Raw genomic sequence first — 21,775 nt, forward strand, 5'->3', positions numbered from 1 at the left:
TCACGTGACGGGTCACACACCGGCCCGCACGACGGATCACGTGAGGCCCAGGGCCGGCATCAGGTAGTAGAAGGCGAACACCGCCGAGACGACGTACATCGCCGCCGGCACCTCGCGGCCCCGGCCCGCCGCCAGGCGCAGCACCGCGAAGGTGATGAAGCCCATGCCGATGCCGTTGGTGATCGAGTAGGTGAACGGCATCATCAGCATCGTCACGAAGGCCGGGACGGCGATCGTGTGGTCGGCCCAGTCGATCTGCTTGACCGAGCCGGCCAGGATCAGGAAGCCGACCGCGATCAGCGCGGGCGTGGCCGCCTGGGACGGCACCATCGTGGCGATCGGGGTGAGGAAGAGGCCGACGGCGAACAGCAGGCCGGTGACGACGTTGGCGAAGCCGGTCCGGGCGCCCTCGCCGACGCCCGCCGTGGACTCCACGAAGCAGGTGGTGGCCGAGGCGGAGCTGGCGCCGCCCGCGGCGACCGCGACACCGTCGATGAGCAGCACCTTGTTGATGCCCGGCATCTGGCCCTGGGCGTCGGTCAGCTTCGCCTCGTCGCTGACGCCCATGATCGTGCCCATCGCGTCGAAGAAGCACGACAGCAGCACGGTGAAGACGAACAGCACGCCGGTCAGCACGCCGACCTTCTCGAACCCGCCGAACAGGCTGACCTCGCCGACCAGCCCGAAGTCCGGGGTGGAGACCGGGTTGCCGGGCCACTCGGGGGTGGTCAGGCCCCAGGAGGGGATGTCGGCGACGAGGTTGACGATCACCGCGACGACCGTCATCACGACGATCGAGATCAGGATCGCGCCGGGCGTCCTGCGGACGATCAGCGCCAGGGTGAGCAGCACGCCGAGGGCGAAGATCAGGACCGGCCAGCCGGTCAGGTGGCCGCCGTCGCCGAGCTGGAGCGGCACGGTGGTCTGCGCGGCGTCCGGCATCCGGGTGACGAACCCGGAGTCGACCAGGCCGACGATCATCACGAAGAGGCCGATGCCGATGGAGATCGCCTTGCGCAGCCCGTGCGGCACGGCGGACATGACGCGCTCGCGCAGACCGGTGGCGACCAGCAGCATGACGACGAAACCGGCCAGCACGACCATGCCCATGGCGTCCGGCCAGGACATCCGCGGGGCGAGCTGGAGGGCGACGACCGAGTTCACGCCGAGGCCGGCGGCGAGCGCGATCGGGACGTTGCCGATGACGCCCATGAGCAGGGTGGTGAACGCCGCCGTCAGCGCGGTCGCGGTGACCAGCTGGCCGTTGTCCAGCTGGTGGCCGTACATGTCCTTGGCGCTGCCCAGGATGATCGGGTTCAGCACGACGATGTAGGCCATCGCGAAGAAGGTGGCGAATCCGCCCCGGACCTCGCGGGCGAGCGTGCTGCCGCGCTCGGAGATCTTGAAGTAGCGGTCGAGGGCCCCGTACGGGGGCTGGGCCGGGGTGGACATGCGAGACCTCGTCACCAAGCGGCCCCCCGCCTCGCCCCTTGGTGTTTTCTACGAATGAAAGTGGTCAGGAACAAACGGTTTCAGTATGAACGTATGAGGCGAATAAAGCCATCTCCGCGCGTAGACCCGTGTGCCGGGCGGCCCCGGCCGTGCCTCGTAAGCTGTGCGCATGGCGAAGTGGACACCGAAGCACGAGGCGCCGGAGCCCCTGGAGGGCCCCGTGGTCGCCACCATCACCGGCGGCACGGTCATCTGGTTCGTCCTCTTCCTGGCCCAGCTCCCCTTCTACGGCTGGTTCGACGACCACGGGCACCTGTGGTGGCTGTGGACCTGCCTGGCCGGCGCCGGGCTCGGCCTGATCGGCATCTGGTACGTCCGCAGGCGCGACGCCGCCATCGCGCGGGCGCGCGCGGCCGGCGGGGCGCCCGGGACGGCGGACCGCGGTGCCCGGGGCGCCGCGTAGTACCACGGCAGCACTTCCCCGCGGGACCGTCCTCCCCAGGTCGGAACTTCCGCGTCTCCGCCGTGTGGAGTCCCGGGTCCGCACGTACCGTCGAACGCATGACGCACATCGACGCGGGCGCCGAACTGGACCCCGTGCACCCGGTCCCGCTGCCCGCCTCGGCCGCCGGACTGACCTCCGCGGAGGTCGCCGAGCGGGTGGCCCGGGGGCAGGTCAACGACGTGCCGGTGCGCAGCAGCCGGTCGGCGCTGGACATCGTCCGCGCCAATGTCCTCACCCGGTTCAACGCGATCATCGGCGTGCTCTGGGTGATCATGCTGGTCGTGGCGCCGATCCAGGACGGCCTGTTCGGCTTCGTCATCCTCGCCAACACCGGCATCGGCATCGTCCAGGAGTGGCGGGCGAAGAAGACCCTGGACTCGCTCGCCCTGATCGGCGAGGCCCGGCCGACCGTACGGCGCGACGGACGCCCCACCGAGGTCGGCACCTCCGGGATCGTGCTGGACGACGTGATCGAGTTCGGCCCCGGGGACAAGGTGGTCGTCGACGGCGTGTGCGTCGGCGCCGCCGGGCTGGAGATCGACGAGTCGCTGCTCACCGGCGAGTCCGACCCGGTGGTCAAACGCCCCGGCGACCCGGTGATGTCCGGCAGCTTCGTGGTCGCGGGCGGCGGGGCCTACCGGGCGACGAAGGTCGGGCGGGAGGCGTACGCGGCGCAGCTCGCCGAGGAGGCGTCGCGGTTCACCCTGGTCCACTCCGAGCTGCGCTCCGGGATCTCCACGATCCTGAAGTACGTCACCTGGATGATGGTGCCGACCGCGATCGGCCTGGTCGTCAGCCAGCTCGTCGGTGAGGACGGTGGCCTCGCCGACTCCGTCGCCCGCACCGTCGGCGGCATCGTCCCCATGGTCCCCGAGGGCCTGGTGCTGCTCACCTCGGTCGCCTTCGCGATCGGCGTGATCCGGCTGGGCCGCAAGCAGTGCCTGGTCCAGGAGCTGCCCGCGATCGAGGGCCTGGCCCGCGTCGACACGGTCTGCCTGGACAAGACGGGCACGCTGACCGAGGGCGGCATGGACGTCACCGAGGTACGGCCGCTGGGCGGCGCCGAGGAGGCGTATGTACGGCGGGTGCTCGGCACGCTCGGCGCCTGCGAGCCGCGTCCCAACGCCTCCCTCCGGGCGATCATCGACGCCTGCCCGGACGGCCCCGGCGACTGGCGCCCCACCGCGGTCCTGCCCTTCTCCTCCGCCCGCAGGTACAGCGGCGCCCGCGTCGAGGAGGCGGACGGCACCGCGCGGACCTGGCTGCTGGGCGCCCCGGACGTGCTGCTGGCCGAGGACCACCCGGCGCTGGCGGAGACCGCGCGCCTCGACGAGCAGGGCCTGCGGGTGTTGCTGCTGGTCCGCGCCGAGGGGCGCAGCCCGAACGCCCCGGAGGCGGCCGAGGGCGCCGAGCCGGCCGCCCTGGTCGTGCTGGAGCAGCGGCTGCGCTCCGACGCCGCCGACACCCTGCGCTACTTCGCCGAGCAGGACGTCCGGACCAAGGTCGTCTCCGGCGACAACGCCGTGTCGGTCGGCGCGGTCGCCGGCAAGCTGGGGCTGGGCGGCACGGCACTCGACGCGCGCCGGCTGCCGGCCGGGCGGGCGGAGCTGGCCGGGGCGGTCGACGAGCACACGGTGTTCGGGCGGGTCACCCCGCGGCAGAAGCGGGAGATGGTGGGCGCCCTCCAGTCCCGGGGGCACACCGTCGCGATGACCGGCGACGGCGTCAACGACGTCCTCGCCCTCAAGGACGCCGACATCGGCGTCGCGATGGGGGCGGGGTCGGAGGCGACGAAGGCGGTCGCGCAGATCGTGCTGATGGACAACAGCTTCGCCGCCCTGCCGTCGGTGGTCGCCGAGGGCCGCCGGGTGATCGGCAACATCACCCGCGTCGCGACGCTCTTCCTGGTCAAGACGGTCTACTCGGTGCTGCTCGCGATCCTGGTGGTGTGCTCGCGGGTGGAGTACCCGTTCCTGCCCCGCCACCTCACCCTGCTGTCCACCCTCACCATCGGCGTCCCGGCCTTCTTCCTCGCCCTGGCCCCCAACCGGGAACGGGCGCGGCCCCACTTCGTGCGGCGGGTGATGCGGTACGCGGTCCCCGGCGGAGTGCTGGCCGGGGCGGCGACCTTCGTGACGTACCTGGTGGCGCGGCACCACTACAGCGGGCCCCACGCGCCGGCCGCGGAGACCAGCGCCGCGACGCTGACGCTGTTCCTGATCTCGCTGTGGGTCCTGGCGATCGTCGCCCGCCCCTACACCTGGTGGCGGATCGGGCTGGTGCTGGCGATGGGCGCCGGGTTCCTGGTGGTGCTGGCCGTGCCGTGGCTCCAGGACTTCTTCGCGCTGAAGCTGGTCGGTGCGGTGATGCCGTGGACCGCGGTCGCCGTCGCGGCGGTGGCGGCGGTCGCCCTGGAGCTCCTGTGGAGACTGGTCGACCGCCGCTTTCCCGTCGGATGAGGCCGGGGACTACTTCACGTCGACGTAGTCACCCGCGGCGTTGACCGCCGGGGTCGTCGAGGTGCCCGCGAAGGCGAAGCGGTAGTAGCCGTCGGCCGACGCCTTGACGGTGGTCTTGAGGTCGCCCGTCGAGTTCGTCTTGATCGTCTTGACGGTGGTGTACGTGCTGGAGGACTTCTTGCGGTACTGGAGCTTCACGGACTGGCCGCTGTAGCCGTGGTACTTGTTGTCCTCCCAGTTGGCGCGGGAGAGCTTGCCGGTGACCGTGAGGGTCTTGCCCTTCTTGACCGGCTCGGGCGAGGCGTTGACCGTCAGCTTGGAGTAGCGCTGCACCAGCGTGCTGCCGAGGCCGCCCTGGTCGGCGTAGTCGCCGGTGGTGTAGTCGAGGGCGAGCGCACCGCCCTTCCAGGTGCCGGCGTCGGAGTTGAGCAGCTCGCCGTCGTACGGGTAGACGTCGATGTCGCCCTTGCAGGTGGCGGTGGTCGCCGAGGTGTCGGTGCAGGTCGCCGCGTAGACCCCGAACAGCATGTTGACCGGGGTGTCGAAGGAGCCCTTGTAGATGTACGGGCCGGTGGCGAAGTCGTCGGCGTGGACGTCCACGCCGGCGCCGTGGGTCAGCTTGTAGGTGACCGTGGTGGAGACGTGGTTGGTCGTCCCCACCTTGACCGCCTTGGCGATCTTGAAGTCGGAGAAGGAGACGTCCATGGTCCCGTCGGCGGCGGCGGTGATGCCGTACGACCCGGCGGACGAGGACGCGGAGGCGGACGGGTCGTGGTGGGCGGCGAAGGCCGACGCCGCCGACTCGCGGTACGACGGGTCGTCGGCCTGCGCGGCCGGCACGGCGAGCGCGGACAGGACGAAGGCGCCGGAGACGGCGGCCACGGTGGCGCGAATACGCATGCGTTCCCCAGTGGGAAAGGGGGCCCCGGCGGTCGTCGCCCCCCAACGGCTCGTGTCACACCGGGGCCCAAGTGATCGTGGAGTCTGTTGACTCGGGTGATCAGATCAACGAAGGAAACGAATGGTTGTACGGAGATGAAGAAAACATGACTCCGCCTGCCGGGGGCCGCCGCCGGCCGGTCAGTCGAACCAGCGGTCCCGGGCCAGTTCCTGCGTGCGGGACGGGTCCTCCAGGAGCGCGGCCACCTCGAAGCGGCGCGGCCACTGTCCCGCCGCCCAGGCGAGCCCGGCGGCGACCCCCTCCAGCGTGGCCGCGTGCAGCACGCCGTCGTCGGTGAGCCGCCAGTCGATCTCCACGCCGTCCACGACGAGTTCCTCGTGCTCGACGTAGGAGGCGGGGGTCCGCTCGCCGAGCAGCACCCGCACCGGCTCCGGTACGTCGTGCTCGGTGCCCTCGGAGTCGACGCGGCCGGTGACCGACTCGCTCAGCCGCCGCACCTGGAACAGCTCCGCCAGCTCGGCGGCCCGGGCCGGGCGCACCGGCAGCAGCGGCACGCCCCCGGTGAAGGGCAGCAGGTCCGGCGAGTCGACGACCACCGCGTCGGCGGCGTCCACCACCCGCACCTCGCCGTCGACGACCGCGCGCACCTCGTCCGGCAGGGTCACCTGGTCGGGGTCGAGGCCGGCCAGCGCCCCGTACAGGCCGTGCAGCTGGGCGGCGGTGACGGGCCGCTGCGGGTCGGCGAGGCGGTCCAGCAGCTCGGCCGCGCCGCCCGGCTCGTCGAGGAGGGCCGCGACGGACGTGCGCACCCCGAGCGCCCGCAGCACCTGTTCGTCGTCGAAGCCGGTGGCGTCGGCCTCGTCGTACAGACCGCGCAGCAGCGGGTCGCCGCCGGCCGCGCGCAGCCCGGCCGGGCGCCGCCCGCCGAGCACCGGGTGCCCGCGCAGCCACCACGCCGTGTACGGCCGTACGGTCTCGTGGGTGCCGTCGGGCAGCAGCATCCGCACCGGCTGGACGAGGGCGTCGCGCAGCGGCGGCCGGGAGAGCAGGGCGAGCGCCTGGGGCCACTTGTCGTCGTCGACCAGGTCCAGGTCGCGCACGGCGACGATCTCGGTGGCGACCGGCGGGACGGGGGTGTCGGGGAAGCGGTCGAGGACGTCCTCGCACCACACGTCGACGGCGTCCAGCAGACCGGCGTCGTCGGGTTCGGCGAAGTCCCCCTCGCGGGGCTCCAGTTCGTCGGGGTCGAGGACGACGTCGGTGGCGCGGACCAGGGCGAAGCCGACGAGCACCCCGCAGGCGGCCAGCGGCTCCGGGCCCCACCGGTCGGCGAGTTCCGCGTCCACGGCCGCGACCTCGCCCTCCCGCATCACCCGGGCGAACGGACCGCCGGGGAAGACCAGTTCACCGGCCGGGGACAGCTCGCCGTCCTCGTCGGGCAGCGCGAGGGCGCCGAGCCACGGCTCGTCACCGGGCTCCAGGCCGGCGTCGCGGACCAGACCCAGGACGGTGTCGGCCAGTTCCTCGGCGTCGAGGGCGTCCTCCTCCCAGTCCGCCGCGAAGTCGTCGTCCAGGGAGGCGGCGACGGCGGCCCGCACCTGCGGGGTGGTGAGCACCGCGCGCGGGGAGGCCGGCAGCGCGCCGAGCTTCTCCAGCAGGGGGTGGGCGGCGTCCGGGTGGGCGACCTTCAGGCCGAGCCGGGCGAGCACCTCGGGGTCGAGGGCGGCGGCGTCCGGGGTGGGCAGCAGCACCTGCCGGGGGCCGATGACCGTACGGCCGTCCGCCAGCGGCACCGGCAGCCCCGGGAGCCGGTCCGGGTCGACCCCGGCCAGACTGTCGTACAGCCGCCGCCACCAGCCGGGCTCCTTCTCCAGACCGGCCAGCCGGTCGATCGCGTCGGTCAGCGGCAGCCGGGCCACGCCCAGCGTGCGCAGCTCCACCCGCCGCTCCAGACCGGCGGGCAGCAGGGTCGGCAGCACCTCCGCCAGCACCCGTACGGTGTCCGCGCCCGCGCCCTCGGCCACCTCGGCGTCCCGGGGCCGCAGCGAGCGGGGCAGCTCGGGGTCGTCGTCCTCGCCCGGCACGGCGGCGGGCGGCAGGAAGGCGGTGCGCGGCAGCCGGTCCAGGACCGCCTGCCGCAGGGTGCCGTCCAGCTCGCCCTTGCCCAGCGGGCCGGGGACCAGGCCGATGATCCCGGCGGTGACCGGGGTCCAGTCGGCGAGCAGACCGGCGTAGGCGTCCGCCGCGCGCTGCACCAGGAAGTCGGTGAGCGGGCCGGGGGCGGTGTGCCGGCGGGTGGAGTCCAGCGGGAACGACGCGATGAGCAGGGCGGGCACGCCGAGGGGCTCGTCGCTGGGGGTCGGGGCGTGCAGGACGGGGCTGGTGCGGGGGCGCACGGGGGCGCCCTCGTCGTCCACGGGCACGGCCCACGTCACCGACCAGTGCGGGCGCAGCCGCTCCTCGACCGGGCGGCCGGCGAGCAGCTCGGGGGTGAGGGGCCCGTGCGCGGTGGCGGTACGCCAGCGGGTGACGCCCTCCCTGGAGTCCTCGACGACGGTCACGTCACCGTCGCGGCGGCGGCGCAGGGTGCGTACGACGTCCTGGTCCGCCCGCTCGACGACGACCTCCTCCAGGCCGGGCAGGGCCAGCAGCAGCGCGTCGTCCACGGCGTCCAGCAGCCGCTCGGCCAGATCGGCGGCGGCGGTGTCGCGCAGCGGCAGGATGACGACCGTGTCGTACGGGTCGGGGGCGGTGCCCTCGGCGGGCAGCGGCAGCCGCAGCAGCGGTACGTGGCCGTCCCGGCGGCGGATCTCGTCGCCGAGGCCGGGGCTGTGCCGGGCGACGTCGGCGGCCAGCTCCCGGGCCTCGGCCAGCGACCAGCGCACCCCGCCGTGCCGGCCGACCACGGCGGGCTCGTCGGTGACGGCCAGGACGGCCGCGAAGCCGACGCCGAAGCGGCCCACGGCGCCCTCGGCGGTGTCCCGCTTGGCGGAGGCCCGCAGCGTGGACAGCGACTCGACGCCCGCCGCGTCCAGCGGGGCCCCGGTGTTGGCGGCGGCCAGCACACCGTCCCGCAGGGTGAGCCGCAGCCGGCCCGGCACCCCGGCGCGGGCGGCGGCGTCGGCGGCGTTCTGCGCGAGTTCCACGACGAGGCGGTCCCGGTAGCCGCCGAGGACGAGGTCCTCCTCGGCGTTGGCGTCCTCCCGGAACCGGGCCGGGCTCGCCGCCCAGGCGTCCAGCACCCCGCGCCGCAGCCGTGCCGTACCGAACGGGTCCGCGCCCTCGGCGGCGGGCCGCACGAACTTGCTCACGTTCATCTCTCCTCATGGGGCCCTCAACGACGTGAGTCCGAAGGTACCGCGCGGATCACCCGCCGATGCCGGGCGTCACCCTCCGGTACCGGGCGTCACCCGCCGGTGCCCGGCGTCACCCCCCCGATGCCAGGCGTCACCCGCCGAGGCCGGGCGTCACCCCCCGATGCCAGGCGTCACCCGCCGAGGCCGGGCGTCACCCCCGATGCCGGGCGTCACCCGCCGAGGCCGGCGGGCGCCCGTCGGGGCCGGGCGGCGGGCGCAGCCCGTCCGGCGCCCGGGGACGGGGCCCTGCGGGCCCGCGGGGGTCCGGGACGCGGTCCCCGCCCGTCCTCCGCCCGTCCCCTGACCGCCGTCCGGCCCGCCGCCCGGCCGTCGCCTGGGAACGGCCTGCAGGAGTGGCCCAGGAGCGGCCTAGGAGTGGCCGAGGTCCGCCGCCGCCACGTCGTCGGTGACCGGCACCGACCCGGCGTCGGCCGCCGGCCGCAGCGGGAACGGGTCCACCCGCGTCTCGTCGATCACCGGCGCGGCCGGCTGCGGCGGTTTCGGCATGACCGCGGCCTCGGAGTGCCCGCCGCACCCGTACGCCAGCGACACCACCCGGCCGTCCGCCGGCGAGTACTCGTTCGCGCAGACGCCGAACGCCTGGCCGAGCGAGCCGCCGATCCGCAGCAGGAACCCGCAGGACACGCAGGCCGCGGGGGCCGCCTGCGCCATCGGCGTCTTCGGGCCGAACGCCTCCTCCCAGCGGTCGGCGGCCGTGTGCAGCCCGTACCGGGACAGCACCCGGGCCCGCCGCAGCCCCAGTTCGTCGGCGACCGCCGCGATCGTGCCGCGCGGCGGCGTGACCGCCTGCTCGGCCGGGGAGCCGGCGGTGACCTCGGCGTCCTCCGCCTCCACCAGCTCGGCCATCTGCTCGGAGACGGCGGAGTTCGGCGGCGGCTCGTCCTCGCCGGACCAGCCCGGCTCCAGGCGCAGGTCATCCGCGTCGGTGGGCAGCAGGTCGCCGGGGCCCATGTCGCCGGGGCGCAGCCGCTCGCTCCACGGCACCCACTCGGGGGCGAGGACGGCGTCCGGGCCGGGCAGCAGCGCCGCCTCGTCCACCGTCACGACCTTGGCGCGGGAGGCCCGCGCCACCGTCACCGCCCAGCGCCAGCCGCGGTACCCCAGCTCCATGCACTCGAAGTAGTGCGTGACAACGCGGTCACCCTCCGCGACCAGCCCGGCGTGTTCGCCGACCACACCGGGCGCCGCGGCCTCCTCGGCCGCCGCCCTGGCGAGGTCGACGGCCTCGGCGCACAGGCGGTCAGGGGTGCGGCTTCGCGTTGTCGCTGCGCTCACAGGTATCGCTTCTCTCCATACGCCGTCTCACGGGTGCGCCACTGCCGGCGGGGGACGGACGGAGCGGACCCGGGGACCGCGTCGACGTCCGCGCCCGACGCGCTCGGGCGCACCTACGTCATCCATTCTGCGGGATGACTGTGAGGCGCGCGGCCGAGAACGTTCGCCACGACGCGCTACGCACGCTACCTGCTCAGCTTCGCTGGGCCTACACCGACGGGGGACACCGGCGGCAGTTTCCCGCCCGCCGTCCGGCCCCGCCGCACCCGACCCGATCAGCCCCATCCGCCCGATGCCTGCTCTACTCCCCCGTCTCACGGGGCACTATGACGGCGTGGCAGCCGCACGCACGGAACGGACGGACCTGAAGGACGGCGGCCGGGGACACGGCCCCGGGCGCCTGCGCGCGGTCGGGCGCGCGCTGCACCTGCCGGTGACCGGCCCGGCCCGGGGCATCCGGCGGGTGACGCACGCCCACGGCGCGGGCGAGTCGGGGCTGGGCAAGCTGATCGAGCTGCACGGCGTGAACGGCGCCGGCGACGTCATGATCACCGTGGCCCTCGCCTCCACGGTCTTCTTCTCGGTCCCCACCGACGAGGCCCGGGGCCGGGTCGCCCTCTACCTCGCCATCACCATGGCCCCCTTCACCCTGCTCGCCCCGGTGATCGGCCCGCTGCTGGACCGCGTCCCGCACGGCCGCCGGGCGGCGATGGCCACCGCGATGGCGGCCCGCGCGCTGCTCGCCCTGGTGCTGTCGGGCGCGGTGGCCGGCGGCGGCCTGGAGCTGTATCCGGCGGCGCTCGGCGTGCTGGTCTCCTCCAAGGCGTACGGCGTGGTCAGGAGCGCCGTGGTGCCCCGGCTGCTGCCGCCCGCCTTCTCCCTGGTGAAGGCGAACTCCCGGGTCACCCTCGGCGGCCTGCTCGCCACCGGCCTCGCCGCCCCCGTCGGCGCCGGCCTCCAGCAGATCGGTCCGCGCTGGCCGCTGTACGGCGCTTTCGTGATCTTCGTGGCCGGAACGTTCCTGTCGTTCACGCTGCCCCGGGAGGTCGACTCCGCCCGGGGCGAGGCCACCGCGCTGCTCACCGCCGACAGCGCCCGCCCGCACGGCCCGCGCCGAAGGCCGGTCAAGCGCCCCGGGCTGCGCACGGTCGGCACCGCCGTCACCCACGCGCTGGCCGCCAACGCCGCCGTCCGCTGCCTGAGCGGCTTCCTGATCTTCTTCCTGGCGTTCCTGCTGCGCGAGCACCCGATGACCGGCCAGAGCGCGGCGGTGTCGCTGGGCGTCGTCGGCGTCGCGGCGGGCACCGGCAACGCGCTGGGCACGGCGGTCGGGGCCTGGCTGCGCTCGCGCGCGCCGGAGGCCATCATCGTGACGGTGCTGGCGTGCGTGCTGGCCGCGGCGGCGGTGGCCGCCGCGTTCTTCGGCGCGGTGCTGGTGGCGTGCCTGGCGGCGGTCGCCGGGTTCGCGCAGGCGCTGGCCAAGCTGTCCCTGGACGCGCTGATCCAGCGGGACGTGCCCGAGCCGGTGCGCACCTCCGCGTTCGCCCGTTCGGAGACGCTGCTGCAGATGTCCTGGGTGCTGGGCGGCGCGGTCGGCATCGTCCTGCCGCTCAACGGCACCCTCGGCCTGGCGGTGGGCGCCGCGATCGTCGCCGCCGGCTGGCTGAGCACCGTACGGGGCCTGATCGGCTCGGCCCGGCACGGGGGCCGGCGGTCGCGGGTGGCGTGAGCACGGCACGCCGCACCCAGGTGGGTGGCCGGGGACAAGGGCCCGATAACCTTCGCCCATGACCACGTTGCCCCGCGGCGCAGCCGCTCTCGGACACCGCGCTGTGCGACGCCGCCGTGCCGTCGCCGCCGCCGGCGCCGTATCCGCCGGACTGCTCGTCCTGTCGGCCTGCGACAAGCCGACGCCGCTGTCGACCATCACCGTCGGCAGCGACTCGATCAGTTCCGAGGCCACCTGCGGCGGCGAGGGCGACGAAGCCCTGAAGACCGCCGACCTGACCAAGTGCCTCCAGTCCAAGGACATCGAGACCATCACGGTGGACCCGGACGAGACGGTGCGTTTCGGGGTGGACCCGGACATCGCCGACAAGCGCTGGACGATCCTGATGAACGGTCAGCCGCTGACCGACGACAGCAAGAAGACCTACCGCACGGTCCCGGGCAGCGTGTTCTTCAACGCCCAGTACGGCGCGCAGGGCGACTCCACCAAGGTCGCCGTCGTGGCCGGCAACGGCAAGGAGGGCGGCCAGACGTTCACCGGCGTGTGGGCCTTCGAGCTGAAGAAGGGCGACTGACCACGCCCGCCGCACGCCTCCTGGTGGCCACCGCGGTCCCCGCCGAACGGGACGCGGTGGCCCGGGCGTTTCCCGGCCCGGTCCAAAAGACGCCCCTGCCCGGCGCGGCCCTGCACCACGTGGCCGAGGGCTGGGACCTGCTCGCCGCCGGCGTCGGCCCCGCCCTCGCCGCCGCCACCACCGCCACCGCGCTGACCGCCGCCGCCCTGGCGGGCCGCCCCTACGCCCTGGTCGTCTCGGCCGGCATCGCCGGCGGCTTCGCCCCGCACGCGCCGGTCGGCTCCCTCGTCGTCGCCGACGAGATCACCGCCGCCGACCTGGGCGCCGAGACCGCCGACGGCTTCCTGCCGGTCACCGACCTCGGCTTCGGCACGGTCACCCACCGCCCGCCGCCCGCCCTGGTCCGTACGGTCGCCGCCGCGACCGGCGCCCGCACCGGCACCGTCCTGACCGGCTCCACGGTCACCGGCACCGCCGCCCGCGCCGGCGCCCTGCGCGACCGCCACCCCCGGGCGCTGGCCGAGGCCATGGAGGGCTTCGGTGTCGCGGAGGCCGCCGCCGCGCACGGCACGCCCGTGCTGGAGCTGCGCGCGGTCTCCAACCCGGTCGGCCCCCGCGACCGCGCCGCCTGGCGCGTCGGCGACGCCCTGGCGGCCCTGACGGACGCCTTCGGGAAGCTCACCCCCGCCCTGGAGAGTTGGAACCCCCATGACCCCCATGACCCCCATGACCCCCATGACCCCCACGGACCCCACGGACCCCACGACTCCCATGAGCCCCATGCGCAGTGACACGTTGCGGATCGCGTACTCCCCCTGCCCCAACGACACCTTCGTCTTCGACGCCCTGGCGCACGGCCGCGTCCCCGGCGCCCCCGCCCTCGACGTCACCTTCGCCGACATCGACCTCACCAACGGCATGGCCGAGCGCGGCGAGTACGACGTGCTGAAGGTGTCGTACGCCGTGCTGCCCTACGTCCTCGACGAGTACGCCCTGCTGCCCTGCGGCGGCGCGCTGGGCCGGGGCTGCGGGCCGCTGGTGCTCACCCGGGAGCCGGAGGCCGACCTGCGCGGCAGGACCGTCGCCGTGCCCAGCGAGAAGTCGACGGCGTACCTGCTGTTCCGCCTCTGGGCCGCGGACACCGTCCCCGGCGGGGTCGGCGAGATCGTCGTCATGCCGTTCCACGAGATCATGTCGGCCGTGCGGGACGGGAAGGTCGACGCGGGGCTCGTCATCCACGAGGCGCGCTTCACGTACCGGAACTACGGGCTGCACAAGCTCGCCGACATGGGCGAGCACTGGGAGGCGACGACCGGGCTGCCCATCCCGCTCGGCGCGATCATCGCCAAGCGGTCGCTGGGCGCGGAGGCGCTGACCGGGCTGGCCGACGCGGTCCGTACGTCCGTCCGCGCGGCCTGGGACGACCCCGAGGTCTCCCGCCCCTACGTCATGGAGCACGCCCAGGAGATGGACCCGGCCGTCGCCGACCAGCACATCGGGCTCTACGTCAACGAGTTCACCGCCGACCTCGGCGAGGACGGCTACGCGGCCGTCCGCGGGCTGCTGACCCGGGCGGCGGCCGAGGGACTGGTACCGGCCCTCGGTCCCGACGCGCTGCGTTTCCCGTAGCGCCCGTACGGGTCAGACGTCGAGCTGGTCCGCGACCGCCCGCAGCAGACCGGCGATCTTCTTGCCGGCCGTCTTCTCGGGGTAGCGGCCGCGCTCCAGCATCGGCGTGATGTTCTCCAGGAGCGTCGTCAGGTCCTGGACGATCGAGGCCAGTTCGTCCGGCTTCCTGCGCTGGGCCGCCGCGACGGACGGCGCCGGGTCGAGCAGCGCCAGGGACAGCGCCTGGTCACCGCGCTGACCGGCGACGACGCCGAACTCCACGCGCTGGCCCGGCTTCAGGGTCTCGACTCCGGCGGGGAGGACCGAGGAATGGACGAAGACGTCGCCGCCGTCGTCACGGGAGAGAAAGCCGAAGCCCTTCTCGGCGTTGAACCACTTGACTTTGCCGGTAGGCACGTCTGTCCTCATCCTCGTACTCGTCGGAAAACTGCTCTTGATAGCACTCGGGCGGGTCTCGGGACCCGCCGGTACCCAGGCTAATGGTCTTCGGGCCGGTGACAAGACGTCACCCGGTCGTTCCCTCGGGTCGGGAACTACCCTGGTCGGGTGCGTGACAAAACCCGAACGAATTCCCCCGCGCCGGGCGACCGGCTGATCCGTGCCGGTGCGGTCGTCTTCTTCATCGGCGCCGTGGCCACGATGGTCACGGTGGCCCCGCTGTTCCTGGGCACGACGCCGTTCCCCACGTACATGTTCGGACTGAGCATGTTCATGGGGCTCGGCTTCCTGATCGCCGGGGCGGGGGTGCTGCGGTCGATCGCGGCGGGGCGGCGTCAGGCGCGGGCCGCGGCGCAGCCCTCCCGGTAGGAGTCCAGCCAGTCCGGGAACCGGGTGAGGTCGGCCAGCACGGTGTCGGCGCCGGCCGCGCGGAGTTCGCCGGCGGTGTACGGGCCGGTGGCGACGGCGACGGAGTGCGCGCCGGCGGCGCGGGCGCCCCGGATGTCCCCGAGGTGGTCGCCCACGTAGACGCCGGCGCCGTGCTCGCGCAGCGCGACGGCCTTCTGCTCCGCCCACAGGTCGCCGATGACCGCGTCCGGCGCTATGCCGAGGTGGTCCAGGTGGAGCTTGGCGTTGGGCTCGTACTTGGCGGTGACCACGATCGCCCGGCCGCCGGCCCGCCGTACGGCCGCGACCGCCTCCGCCGCGCCGGCCAGGGCGGGGGTGGCGGCGATGGCGTACTCCGGGTACAGCGAGCGGTAGAGGTCGGCGGTGGCGGCGAGCCGCTCCGCCGGGAACCAGTGGGCCAGTTCCTGCTCCAGGGGCGGGCCGAGGCGGGTGACCGCGAGGTCGGCGTCGACGTGGGTGCCGGTTCGCGCCGAGAGCTCCACGTAGCAGGCGTGGATGCCGGGGCGGGAGTCGATCAGGGTCATGTCGAGGTCGAAGCCGACGGTGAGGGAGGTCATGGGTCCATTGTGACCGCGGGCCCGCCGCGGCCGGCCGCGTCCGCCGGTCAGCTCCGCGGGCGGCGGGCCCGCCGGAGCAGGTACGCCGCCGAGGCGAGGGCCGCCGCCTTCAGGACCCAGGGCCAGGTCTGGGTGACGGCCTCGTTCATGTGTCCCTCGGCGACCGGGTCGCCCCAGCGGCCCTCCGCGCGGCCCCAGAGCCAGACGGTCCCGGCCGCCGCCACCAGGGTGGGCAGGCCCAGGACCGCCCACTTCGCCTGGGCGGGGGTCAGGCGGCGGGAGAGGAACGCGAGGACCCAGCCGAGGGCCAGCGGCAGCAGGCTGCCCAGGACCGCGCCGACGAGGAGCAGGACCGCGGCGACCAGGAGGAGGGGGTCGGGGCGGCCGCCCTCGGGGAACAGCCGGCGGCGTCCGGCGGCGGCCCGCGCGCCGCTCCCGCGGGGCCACCACGCCCGGCGTCCCCCGGCGGCCTCCGTGGGCGGCGGCTTCGCCTCCTGGGGTGCCGTCCCCGCTGCCGTTCCGGCTTCCGTGCCCGGCTTCGGCCGGGGCCGCGGGGGCCTGAGCAGGTCCGGGATCTCGATGCCGCCGACGAACCCCGGCACGCTGTCGCCGCCGCCGAACGGGCCGCTCTCCGTCCGCCACCAGTCGGGCCGCGGGGCGGTGCCGCCGCCCGGTTCGTGGGCCTGGGCCAGATGCGGCGGGGTGGGTGCCTCGGCCGGGGCGGGTGCCTCGGCCGGGGCGGGCGTCTCGGCCGGGGCCAGGTGCGGCGGGGCGGGTGGCGGGCCGGCGGGCCGGGGGCGCGGGACCACCCGGCGCAGGCCCTTGGGGCGCTCCTCGCGCGGGGTCTCGCCGTCCGGCTGCACGGGCACGGCGGGCGGCGGCTCCCAGGACGCGGCCCGCGTGCCGCCGCCGGCCGCCCCGACCACCTCGTCGGGGCTGCCGAGCCGGTCCAGGATGCGGCGGACGGCCGCCGGGGAGTCGACCACGGCCCGGGACCGGCGCCGGTCGATCTCGTTGCGCAGCTCGGCGACGAGGCGCATGCGCGTGGCCGACGGCAACTGCTGCTGCTGAGCCACGTCACCGACGCGGCTCAGATACTCGTAGACGACCTGGTCGCTCTCGATCCCCACAACCCCTCCGGGGCGGTGTGTTGGTGATACCCCGTCGGTCGACCGTACCCGCTGTGGCGCCGCGAAACCGCCCCCGCCGGCGGCGGGCCCCCCGGGAGCGGGACGCAACGCGCCCCGGGCCGGCGTCCGGGAACGGCTCGGCGGGCCGGGGACGACCCGCTACCGTGGGGCGGATGAGCACCGAGGAGAAGCCCGCTGCGCCCCGGTCCCTCGCGGAGGCCCTTCGCGGCAGGGACGACACCTCCCTGGCCGCCCTCCTGCGCAGCCGCCCCGACCTCGTCACCCCCGTCCCCACCGATCTCACCCAGCTCGCCACCCGGGCCGGCACCCGCGCCTCGGTGGTGCGGGCGCTGGAGCGGCTGGACCGGTTCACGCTGCAGACGGCCGAGGCGCTGGCCGTGGCGGCCGATCCGGCGACGTACGGGGAGCTGTCCGGGCTGATGGCCGGGGACGACGGTGACCCGGAGGTCGCCGCCGCGCTGCCGCGCGCGCTGGCCGTGCTGCGCGGACAGGCACTGGTGTGGGGCGGTGACGACCGGCTGCGGCTGGTGCGTACCGCCCGGGAGCTGCTGGCGCCCTCGCCGCAGCATCCGTCGCCGACCGGGCTGGGGCCGACGGTGCGGGAGGCCGCGGCGGGGATGTCGCCGGGGCGGCTGCAGGAGATCCTCGGCGCCGCCGGGCTGCCCTCGACCCATGACCCGGTCTCCGCCGTGGACGCGCTGACCGCCCTGTTCACCGACCGGGACGGGGTGGCCGCGCTGCTCGCCGGCGCCCCGGCCCAGTCCCGCCAGGTGCTGGAGCGGCTGGTGTGGGGACCGCCGTACGGGCAGGTCACCCATGACCCGGCGCCCCCTCTGCGCTGGCTCCTGGACCGGGGCCTGCTGCTGCCGACCGCGCCGGGCACCGTCGTGCTGCCCCGCGAGGTCGCCCTGCGGCTGCGGGCCGGGCGGGCGCACCGGACGCCCGAACCGGTGCCGCCGCCGGTGACGGCCGCCGCCACGTACCGTCCCCAGGTGGTGGACGGCGCCGCCGCGGGGCAGGCGCTGGCCGCGCTCACCACCGTCGAGGAGCTGCTGAAGGAGTGGGGCGGGGGCGGGCCGGCCGTGCTGCGGGCGGGCGGGCTGAGCGTGCGCGACCTGAAGCGTACGGCGGTCGCCCTGGACGTCTCCGAGCCGGTCGCCGCGTTCTGGATCGAACTGGCCTACGCGGCCGGGCTGCTGGCCTCCGACGGGGAGGCCGACGAGCGGTACGCGGCCACCCCGGCGTACGACGAGTGGCGGGAGCTGCCCTGGGCCGAGCGCTGGGCGCGGCTGGCCGAGGCGTGGCTGCTCACGACCCGCACCAGCGGCCTGGTCGGCACCCGGGACGCCAAGGACCGCGCCCTGTCGGCGCTGGGCGCGGGGCTCGACCGGTCGGCGGCGCCGGAGGTACGGCGCCGGGTGCTGGCGCTGCTCGCGCGGTTGCCCGAGGGGGCCGCGCCGGACCCGGAGTCGGTGCTGGCCCGGCTGCGCTGGGAGCGTCCGCTGCGCGGGCCGCGGCGGGACGAGCGGGCCGGGGACTCCACGGAGGACCTGCGGGTGCGGCTCGCCCGGTGGACGCTGGCCGAGGCGGAGCTGCTGGGGGTGACCGGGCGGGGGGCGCTGGCGGGGCCGGGGCGGGCGCTGATCGGGGCGCCCGCGCCGGAGCCCCTTCCGCAGCCGCGGGGCGGCGGTGACGGAGGTGACCGCGGGGACAGTGGTGGCGGCGGTGGCGGGGACAGTGACGGCGGCGGGGACCGCGAGGGCAGGGGTGGCCGCGAGGGCAGTGGTAGCCAGGGGGACGGGGGTGACCGCTGGGGCGGAGGTGACCGCTGGGGCGGAGGTGACCGCGGGGCCGGCAGTGGCGGTCGGGCCGACAGCGACGGTGGGACCGGCAGTGGCGGTGGGGCCGGCAGTGACGGTGGGCCCGGCAGTGACGGTGGGACCGGCAGTGACGGTGGGACCGGCAGTGACGTCGGGCCCGGTGACAAGCTGCCCGTGCGTCACCTCCCGCGCCGCACGCCGCCCGCGCCCGAGCCGCTGCCGCCCGCCGAGCCGCTGCCGCCCGTCGTACCGCTGCCGTCCGCCGAGCAGACCGCCGCCACGGCCGCCGCCGCCCGGCTGCTCGCGCCCCTGCTGCCCGAGCCGCTGGACCACGTCCTGCTCCAGGCCGACCTGACGGCGGTGGCCCCGGGGCCGCTGCGCCGGCCGCTGGCCGAGCTGCTCGACATGGTGGCGGACGTCGAGTCCAAGGGCGGGGCGACCGTCTACCGCTTCTCGCCCGGTTCGGTGCGCCGGGCCCTGGACTCCGGCCGGACCGCCGCCGACCTGCACTCCTTCCTCGCCCGGCACTCCCGTACGTCGGTGCCGCAGCCGTTGACGTACCTGATCGACGACGTGGCCCGGCGGCACGGGCGGCTGCGCGTCGGGGCGGCCTCGGCGTACGTCCGCTGCGACGACGACGCCACGCTGGACGAGATCCTCGCCGACAAGCGGGCCGCCGGCCTCGGGCTGCGGCGCCTGGCGCCGACCGTGCTGGCCGCGCGGACCGACCCGGCGGGGCTGCTGGAGGGGCTGCGCGCGATGGGGTTCGCGCCGGCCGCCGAGTCCGCCGGGGGCGATGTGCTGATCGCCCGCGCCGACGCCCGCCGCACCCCGCCGCGCACGGCGCCCGAGCCGGTCCCCGAGGGGCCGCCGGTGCCGGACGACGCGCTGCTCACGGCCGCGGTCCGGGCCATCCGGGCCGGTGACCTGGCCGCCACCGCGCCGCGCAAGCCGGACGCCGGTACGACGCCGGCCGGCGGGGAGCCGCCCCGTACCGGTTCCGCCGAGACGCTGGCCACCGTGCAGGCGGCGGTGCTGACCGGCGAGGCGGTGTGGATCGGGTACGTGAACGCCGAGGGCGCCGCCAGTCAGCGGGTGATCGCCCCGGTGCGGGTGGAGGGCGGGTTCGTGACCGCGTACGACCACACCGCGGACGAGGTCCGCACCTTCGCGCTGCACCGGATCACGGGGGTCGCCGAACTCGCCGACGACGCGGGGTGACCCCCTCCCGTCTTACGCGGCCGGACGCCCGGCCCCTCCCCGGTGCGCACTTCCGGGCGTATCCCGCGTTCCATGCACGCCACGCCGGGATTTTCCCTCCCCGGGGGGAGCTTTTCCCGTGAACCGCATCGGACGGTTCCGGCTCGGGCAGCCACCGGGTGTCCTGAACCAGACCGGAAGGAAGTTCCGATGGGTGCCGTTCGTCGTGTCGCCGCCGTCCTGACCACCACCGTCGCGCTCCTCACCGCGTTCGCCGCCGAGGCCGCCGCGGTCGGTATCGACCTGGGCGGCGGCCTCACCTTCTGACCCGTCCCGTCCCTCTCCGCGCGGGCCGGCCCACCCCGGGCCGGCCCGCGCACCGCGCACGCTCACCGCGCACGCTCACCACGCATCGTGCACCGCGCACCCGAGCACTCCCGCTCCTGCTCCTCCTCCCGCTCCGCGAAAGGCCGGAAGTCCCATGGGTTCCAAGCTGTCCACCACGGCCCGTACCGCCGTCTCCGTCCGTTCCGCCGTCGCCGTCTCCCTCTCCGCCCTGCTCGTCGCCGCCGCGCTGATCGCCGCGCTGGTCCCCGAGGCCGCCGCACTGCCGCTCCCGCTGCCGGGCGCGGGCGGACAGGCGCCGGCCAACGGGGAGCTGGTCTCCGTGGAGGGACCGCTGGTGAACACGGTCAGTCTGCCCATGCTGCGGTAGCGGGGCGGGCGCGGTAGCTCTCCCCTTCGAGGCGCACCAGCTCGGCGTGGTGGACCAGGCGGTCCACCATCGCCGGGACGGACGGGCCGCCGAAGACCTCGTCCCAGCGGGCGGGCGGACGGTCCCCGGTCACGATCAGCGAGCCGCGTTCGTAGCGGTGGGCGACGAGCCGGAAGAAGAGGGTCGTGGTCGCCGGGTCGAAGGGGGTGTAGCCGACCTCGTCGACGATCAGCAGGGGGTAGGCGTCGAGGGCGGTCAGTTCCTCGGTGAGCCGGCCGGCCGTACGGGCCTCGGCGAGCCGGGCGGCCCACTCGGCGGCGGTCGCGAACAGCACCCGGTGACCGGCCTGGCAGGCGCGCGTCCCGAGCCCGACGGCCAGGTGCGTCTTGCCGGTGCCGGGCGGGCCGGAGAACACCACGTTGTGCCGGGCGGTGAGGAAGTCCAGCTTGCCGAGCCGGGCCACGGTCTCCCGGTCGAAGGCGAGGGGGTGGCTCTCGTCGAAGTCCTCCAGCACCTTGCGCCACGGGAAACCGGCTTCCCGGATCCGGTCCTCGGCCCCGTCCGCCGCACGCGCGGGCGGCGGCTCCACCCGCCGCTGGGCCGGGAAGGGGGCGGCGGCCTGGGCGGTGGGCACGTGGCCGACGGGCACCGGGGACGCGGGCGTCTGGGGGGTGGGCGTGTGGGCGGCGGACGCCTGGGGGATGGGCACGTGGGCGGCGGACGCCTGGGGGATGGGCACGTGGGTCTCGGGCGCCTGGGGGATGGGCACGTGGGCGGCGGGCGCGTGGCGGGTGGGCGCGTGGGTCGCGGGTGTCCCCGGCGTCGCCGGCAGGTCCGCCGTGGGCCGCTCCTGCCGCCGTTCGGCCAGGTGCCCGCGCTCCGCGTGCCGTGCCATCGGGCCCGACATGTACGCCAGGATCGCCGCCGAGACGATGAACGCCATGTGGATGACGGTGCCCCACAGCAGGGCGTGGCGGGAGGTGTGGTGGACGTCCACGAACATCTGGAGCAGGTGGACCGAGGAAATACCCACGATGGCGGTGGCCAGTTTCACCTTCAGCACGTTGGAATTGACGTGCGAAAGCCATTCCGGCTGATCCCGGTGGCCCTGGAGGCCGATACGCGAGACGAAGGTCTCGTAACCGCCGACGATGACCATGATCAGCAGGTTGGCGATCATGACGACGTCGACCAGTTTCAGCACGGCGAGCATGACGTAGGTCTCGCTGGCCTGCCCGCTCACGCAGCGCAGGAGTAAGGCCCACAGTTCGTTGAAGAACTTGTAGACGTACACGCCCTGCGCGGCGACCAGGCCGAAATAAAGGGGGGCCTGGAGCCAGCGGGTGGCGAAAAGGGCGTAGCCGAGGGTCGGCATCGGGGTGTTCTGTACAGGGGGCACGGTGGCTCATTTTGCTGGGCTGTCCGGGGGAAGGGAATTCACACCACACGTTGGAATGAAAAGACATCCAGTAGGACGGGACGCCCGCCGGAAACCCGGGACCGCGGGGCCGCCCTCTCCGGCCGGGCCCACCGGCCCCTGGCGTTCCCGGGCCGATCAGGCACACTGGACGTTTGGCCGATCCGT

17 protein-coding genes are annotated in these 21,775 nt (G+C 75.0%); 9 read left to right on the forward strand and 8 right to left on the reverse strand.

Annotated elements, in window-relative coordinates; genetic code table 11:
* Positions 1 to 36 precede the first annotated feature (36 nt).
* Entirely contained in the window at positions 37 to 1,452 is a 1,416-nt protein-coding gene (locus ACY1JF_RS17930) for an NCS2 family permease (RefSeq protein WP_462706139.1), read from the reverse strand.
* 169 nt (positions 1,453 to 1,621) lie between these two features.
* Here ACY1JF_RS17930 and ACY1JF_RS17935 point away from each other — a divergent pair, with 169 nt between their 5' ends.
* Both ACY1JF_RS17935 and ACY1JF_RS17940 read left to right on the forward strand, forming a co-directional pair.
* Positions 1,622 to 1,915: a DUF2530 domain-containing protein gene (locus ACY1JF_RS17935; protein WP_462706140.1), complete on the forward strand. Its 294-nt coding sequence runs from the start codon at positions 1,622 to 1,624 to the stop codon at positions 1,913 to 1,915.
* A 98-nt stretch (positions 1,916 to 2,013) separates the two neighbouring features.
* Positions 2,014 to 4,416 carry an HAD-IC family P-type ATPase gene (locus tag ACY1JF_RS17940; RefSeq protein WP_462706141.1) on the forward strand — a complete coding sequence of 801 codons (2,403 nt, stop codon included), beginning with the start codon at positions 2,014 to 2,016 and terminating at the stop codon, positions 4,414 to 4,416.
* 9 nt (positions 4,417 to 4,425) lie between these two features.
* Here ACY1JF_RS17940 and ACY1JF_RS17945 read toward each other — a convergent pair whose 3' ends face one another.
* The 3 genes from ACY1JF_RS17945 to ACY1JF_RS17955 all read right to left on the reverse strand — a co-directional run bounded on the left by ACY1JF_RS17945 (position 4,426) and on the right by ACY1JF_RS17955 (position 9,969).
* A complete protein-coding gene (locus tag ACY1JF_RS17945) occupies positions 4,426 to 5,316 on the reverse strand; it encodes a hypothetical protein (RefSeq protein ID WP_462706142.1) in 891 nt (296 codons plus the stop codon).
* Between the two features lie 180 nt (positions 5,317 to 5,496).
* Positions 5,497 to 8,628, reverse strand: a complete 3,132-nt coding sequence (locus ACY1JF_RS17950) for a sacsin N-terminal ATP-binding-like domain-containing protein (protein ID WP_462706143.1) — start codon at positions 8,626 to 8,628, stop codon at positions 5,497 to 5,499.
* Between the two features lie 414 nt (positions 8,629 to 9,042).
* A complete protein-coding gene (locus ACY1JF_RS17955) occupies positions 9,043 to 9,969 on the reverse strand; it encodes a DUF3027 domain-containing protein (RefSeq protein ID WP_462706144.1) in 927 nt (308 codons plus the stop codon).
* A gap of 334 nt (positions 9,970 to 10,303) precedes the next feature.
* Between ACY1JF_RS17955 and ACY1JF_RS17960 the strand changes: the two genes are divergently transcribed.
* Genes ACY1JF_RS17960 through ACY1JF_RS17975 form a run of 4 tightly spaced genes read left to right on the forward strand, consistent with a single transcriptional unit; the run spans position 10,304 to position 13,901 of the window.
* Positions 10,304 to 11,698: an MFS transporter gene (locus ACY1JF_RS17960; RefSeq protein ID WP_462706145.1), complete on the forward strand. Its 1,395-nt coding sequence runs from the start codon at positions 10,304 to 10,306 to the stop codon at positions 11,696 to 11,698.
* Between the two features lie 58 nt (positions 11,699 to 11,756).
* On the forward strand, positions 11,757 to 12,272 hold the full coding sequence (locus ACY1JF_RS17965) for a DUF2771 domain-containing protein (protein ID WP_462706146.1): 516 nt from the start codon (positions 11,757 to 11,759) through the stop codon (positions 12,270 to 12,272).
* Positions 12,273 to 12,295: 23 nt separating this feature from the next.
* Positions 12,296 to 13,063, forward strand: a complete 768-nt coding sequence (locus tag ACY1JF_RS17970; protein ID WP_462706206.1) for a futalosine hydrolase — start codon at positions 12,296 to 12,298, stop codon at positions 13,061 to 13,063.
* Positions 13,053 to 13,901, forward strand: coding sequence for a 1,4-dihydroxy-6-naphthoate synthase (locus ACY1JF_RS17975; RefSeq protein ID WP_462706147.1), 849 nt, complete (start codon positions 13,053 to 13,055; stop codon positions 13,899 to 13,901). Before ACY1JF_RS17970 ends, ACY1JF_RS17975 begins: the two co-directional genes overlap by 11 nt.
* Positions 13,902 to 13,913: 12 nt before the next feature.
* On the opposite strand, the gene ACY1JF_RS17980 is transcribed toward ACY1JF_RS17975, so the two are convergent.
* The gene (locus ACY1JF_RS17980) at positions 13,914 to 14,297 is read right to left on the reverse strand and encodes a cold-shock protein (RefSeq protein ID WP_462706148.1); all 384 of its coding nucleotides are present in this window, start codon (positions 14,295 to 14,297) and stop codon (positions 13,914 to 13,916) included.
* A 150-nt stretch (positions 14,298 to 14,447) separates the two neighbouring features.
* Here ACY1JF_RS17980 and ACY1JF_RS17985 point away from each other — a divergent pair, with 150 nt between their 5' ends.
* A complete protein-coding gene (locus ACY1JF_RS17985; RefSeq protein ID WP_462706149.1) occupies positions 14,448 to 14,708 on the forward strand; it encodes a hypothetical protein in 261 nt (86 codons plus the stop codon).
* On the opposite strand, the gene ACY1JF_RS17990 is transcribed toward ACY1JF_RS17985, so the two are convergent.
* Together ACY1JF_RS17990 and ACY1JF_RS17995 are read right to left on the reverse strand one after the other, a co-directional pair.
* Complete coding sequence (locus ACY1JF_RS17990) at positions 14,675 to 15,304, reverse strand: HAD family hydrolase (RefSeq protein ID WP_462706150.1); 630 nt, start codon at positions 15,302 to 15,304, stop codon at positions 14,675 to 14,677. The genes ACY1JF_RS17985 and ACY1JF_RS17990 overlap by 34 nt on opposite strands.
* Positions 15,305 to 15,351: 47 nt before the next feature.
* Positions 15,352 to 16,434: a hypothetical protein gene (locus ACY1JF_RS17995; protein WP_462706151.1), complete on the reverse strand. Its 1,083-nt coding sequence runs from the start codon at positions 16,432 to 16,434 to the stop codon at positions 15,352 to 15,354.
* A gap of 173 nt (positions 16,435 to 16,607) precedes the next feature.
* On the opposite strand from ACY1JF_RS17995, the gene ACY1JF_RS18000 reads away from it, so the two are divergent.
* Both ACY1JF_RS18000 and ACY1JF_RS18005 read left to right on the forward strand, forming a co-directional pair.
* On the forward strand, positions 16,608 to 19,496 hold the full coding sequence (locus tag ACY1JF_RS18000) for a helicase-associated domain-containing protein (protein WP_462706152.1): 2,889 nt from the start codon (positions 16,608 to 16,610) through the stop codon (positions 19,494 to 19,496).
* Positions 19,497 to 19,956: 460 nt separating this feature from the next.
* A complete protein-coding gene (locus tag ACY1JF_RS18005) occupies positions 19,957 to 20,190 on the forward strand; it encodes a hypothetical protein (protein ID WP_462706153.1) in 234 nt (77 codons plus the stop codon).
* Here the strand turns inward: ACY1JF_RS18005 and istB are convergent.
* The gene (gene istB, locus ACY1JF_RS18010; protein ID WP_462706207.1) at positions 20,168 to 21,565 is read right to left on the reverse strand and encodes an IS21-like element helper ATPase IstB; all 1,398 of its coding nucleotides are present in this window, start codon (positions 21,563 to 21,565) and stop codon (positions 20,168 to 20,170) included. The two genes, ACY1JF_RS18005 and istB, sit on opposite strands and share 23 nt — an antisense overlap.
* Positions 21,566 to 21,775: the final 210 nt, after the last annotated feature.

It is taken from the genome of Streptomyces sp. SYSU D01066-1, from assembly GCF_054956795.1.

What these genes read in the sequence shown, in the direction of transcription:
- ACY1JF_RS17930 (WP_462706139.1), bottom strand. Translation starts at nt 1,452, where the DNA reads ATGTCCACCCCGGCCCAGCCCCCGTACGGGGCCCTCGACCGCTACTTC.
- ACY1JF_RS17935 (WP_462706140.1), top strand. Translation starts at nt 1,622, where the DNA reads ATGGCGAAGTGGACACCGAAGCACGAGGCGCCGGAGCCCCTGGAGGGC.
- ACY1JF_RS17940 (WP_462706141.1), top strand. Translation starts at nt 2,014, where the DNA reads ATGACGCACATCGACGCGGGCGCCGAACTGGACCCCGTGCACCCGGTC.
- ACY1JF_RS17945 (WP_462706142.1), bottom strand. Translation starts at nt 5,316, where the DNA reads ATGCGTATTCGCGCCACCGTGGCCGCCGTCTCCGGCGCCTTCGTCCTG.
- ACY1JF_RS17965 (WP_462706146.1), top strand. Translation starts at nt 11,757, where the DNA reads ATGACCACGTTGCCCCGCGGCGCAGCCGCTCTCGGACACCGCGCTGTG.
- ACY1JF_RS17975 (WP_462706147.1), top strand. Translation starts at nt 13,053, where the DNA reads ATGCGCAGTGACACGTTGCGGATCGCGTACTCCCCCTGCCCCAACGAC.
- ACY1JF_RS17990 (WP_462706150.1), bottom strand. Translation starts at nt 15,304, where the DNA reads ATGACCTCCCTCACCGTCGGCTTCGACCTCGACATGACCCTGATCGAC.
- ACY1JF_RS18000 (WP_462706152.1), top strand. Translation starts at nt 16,608, where the DNA reads ATGAGCACCGAGGAGAAGCCCGCTGCGCCCCGGTCCCTCGCGGAGGCC.
- ACY1JF_RS18005 (WP_462706153.1), top strand. Translation starts at nt 19,957, where the DNA reads ATGGGTTCCAAGCTGTCCACCACGGCCCGTACCGCCGTCTCCGTCCGT.
- istB (WP_462706207.1), bottom strand. Translation starts at nt 21,565, where the DNA reads ATGCCGACCCTCGGCTACGCCCTTTTCGCCACCCGCTGGCTCCAGGCC.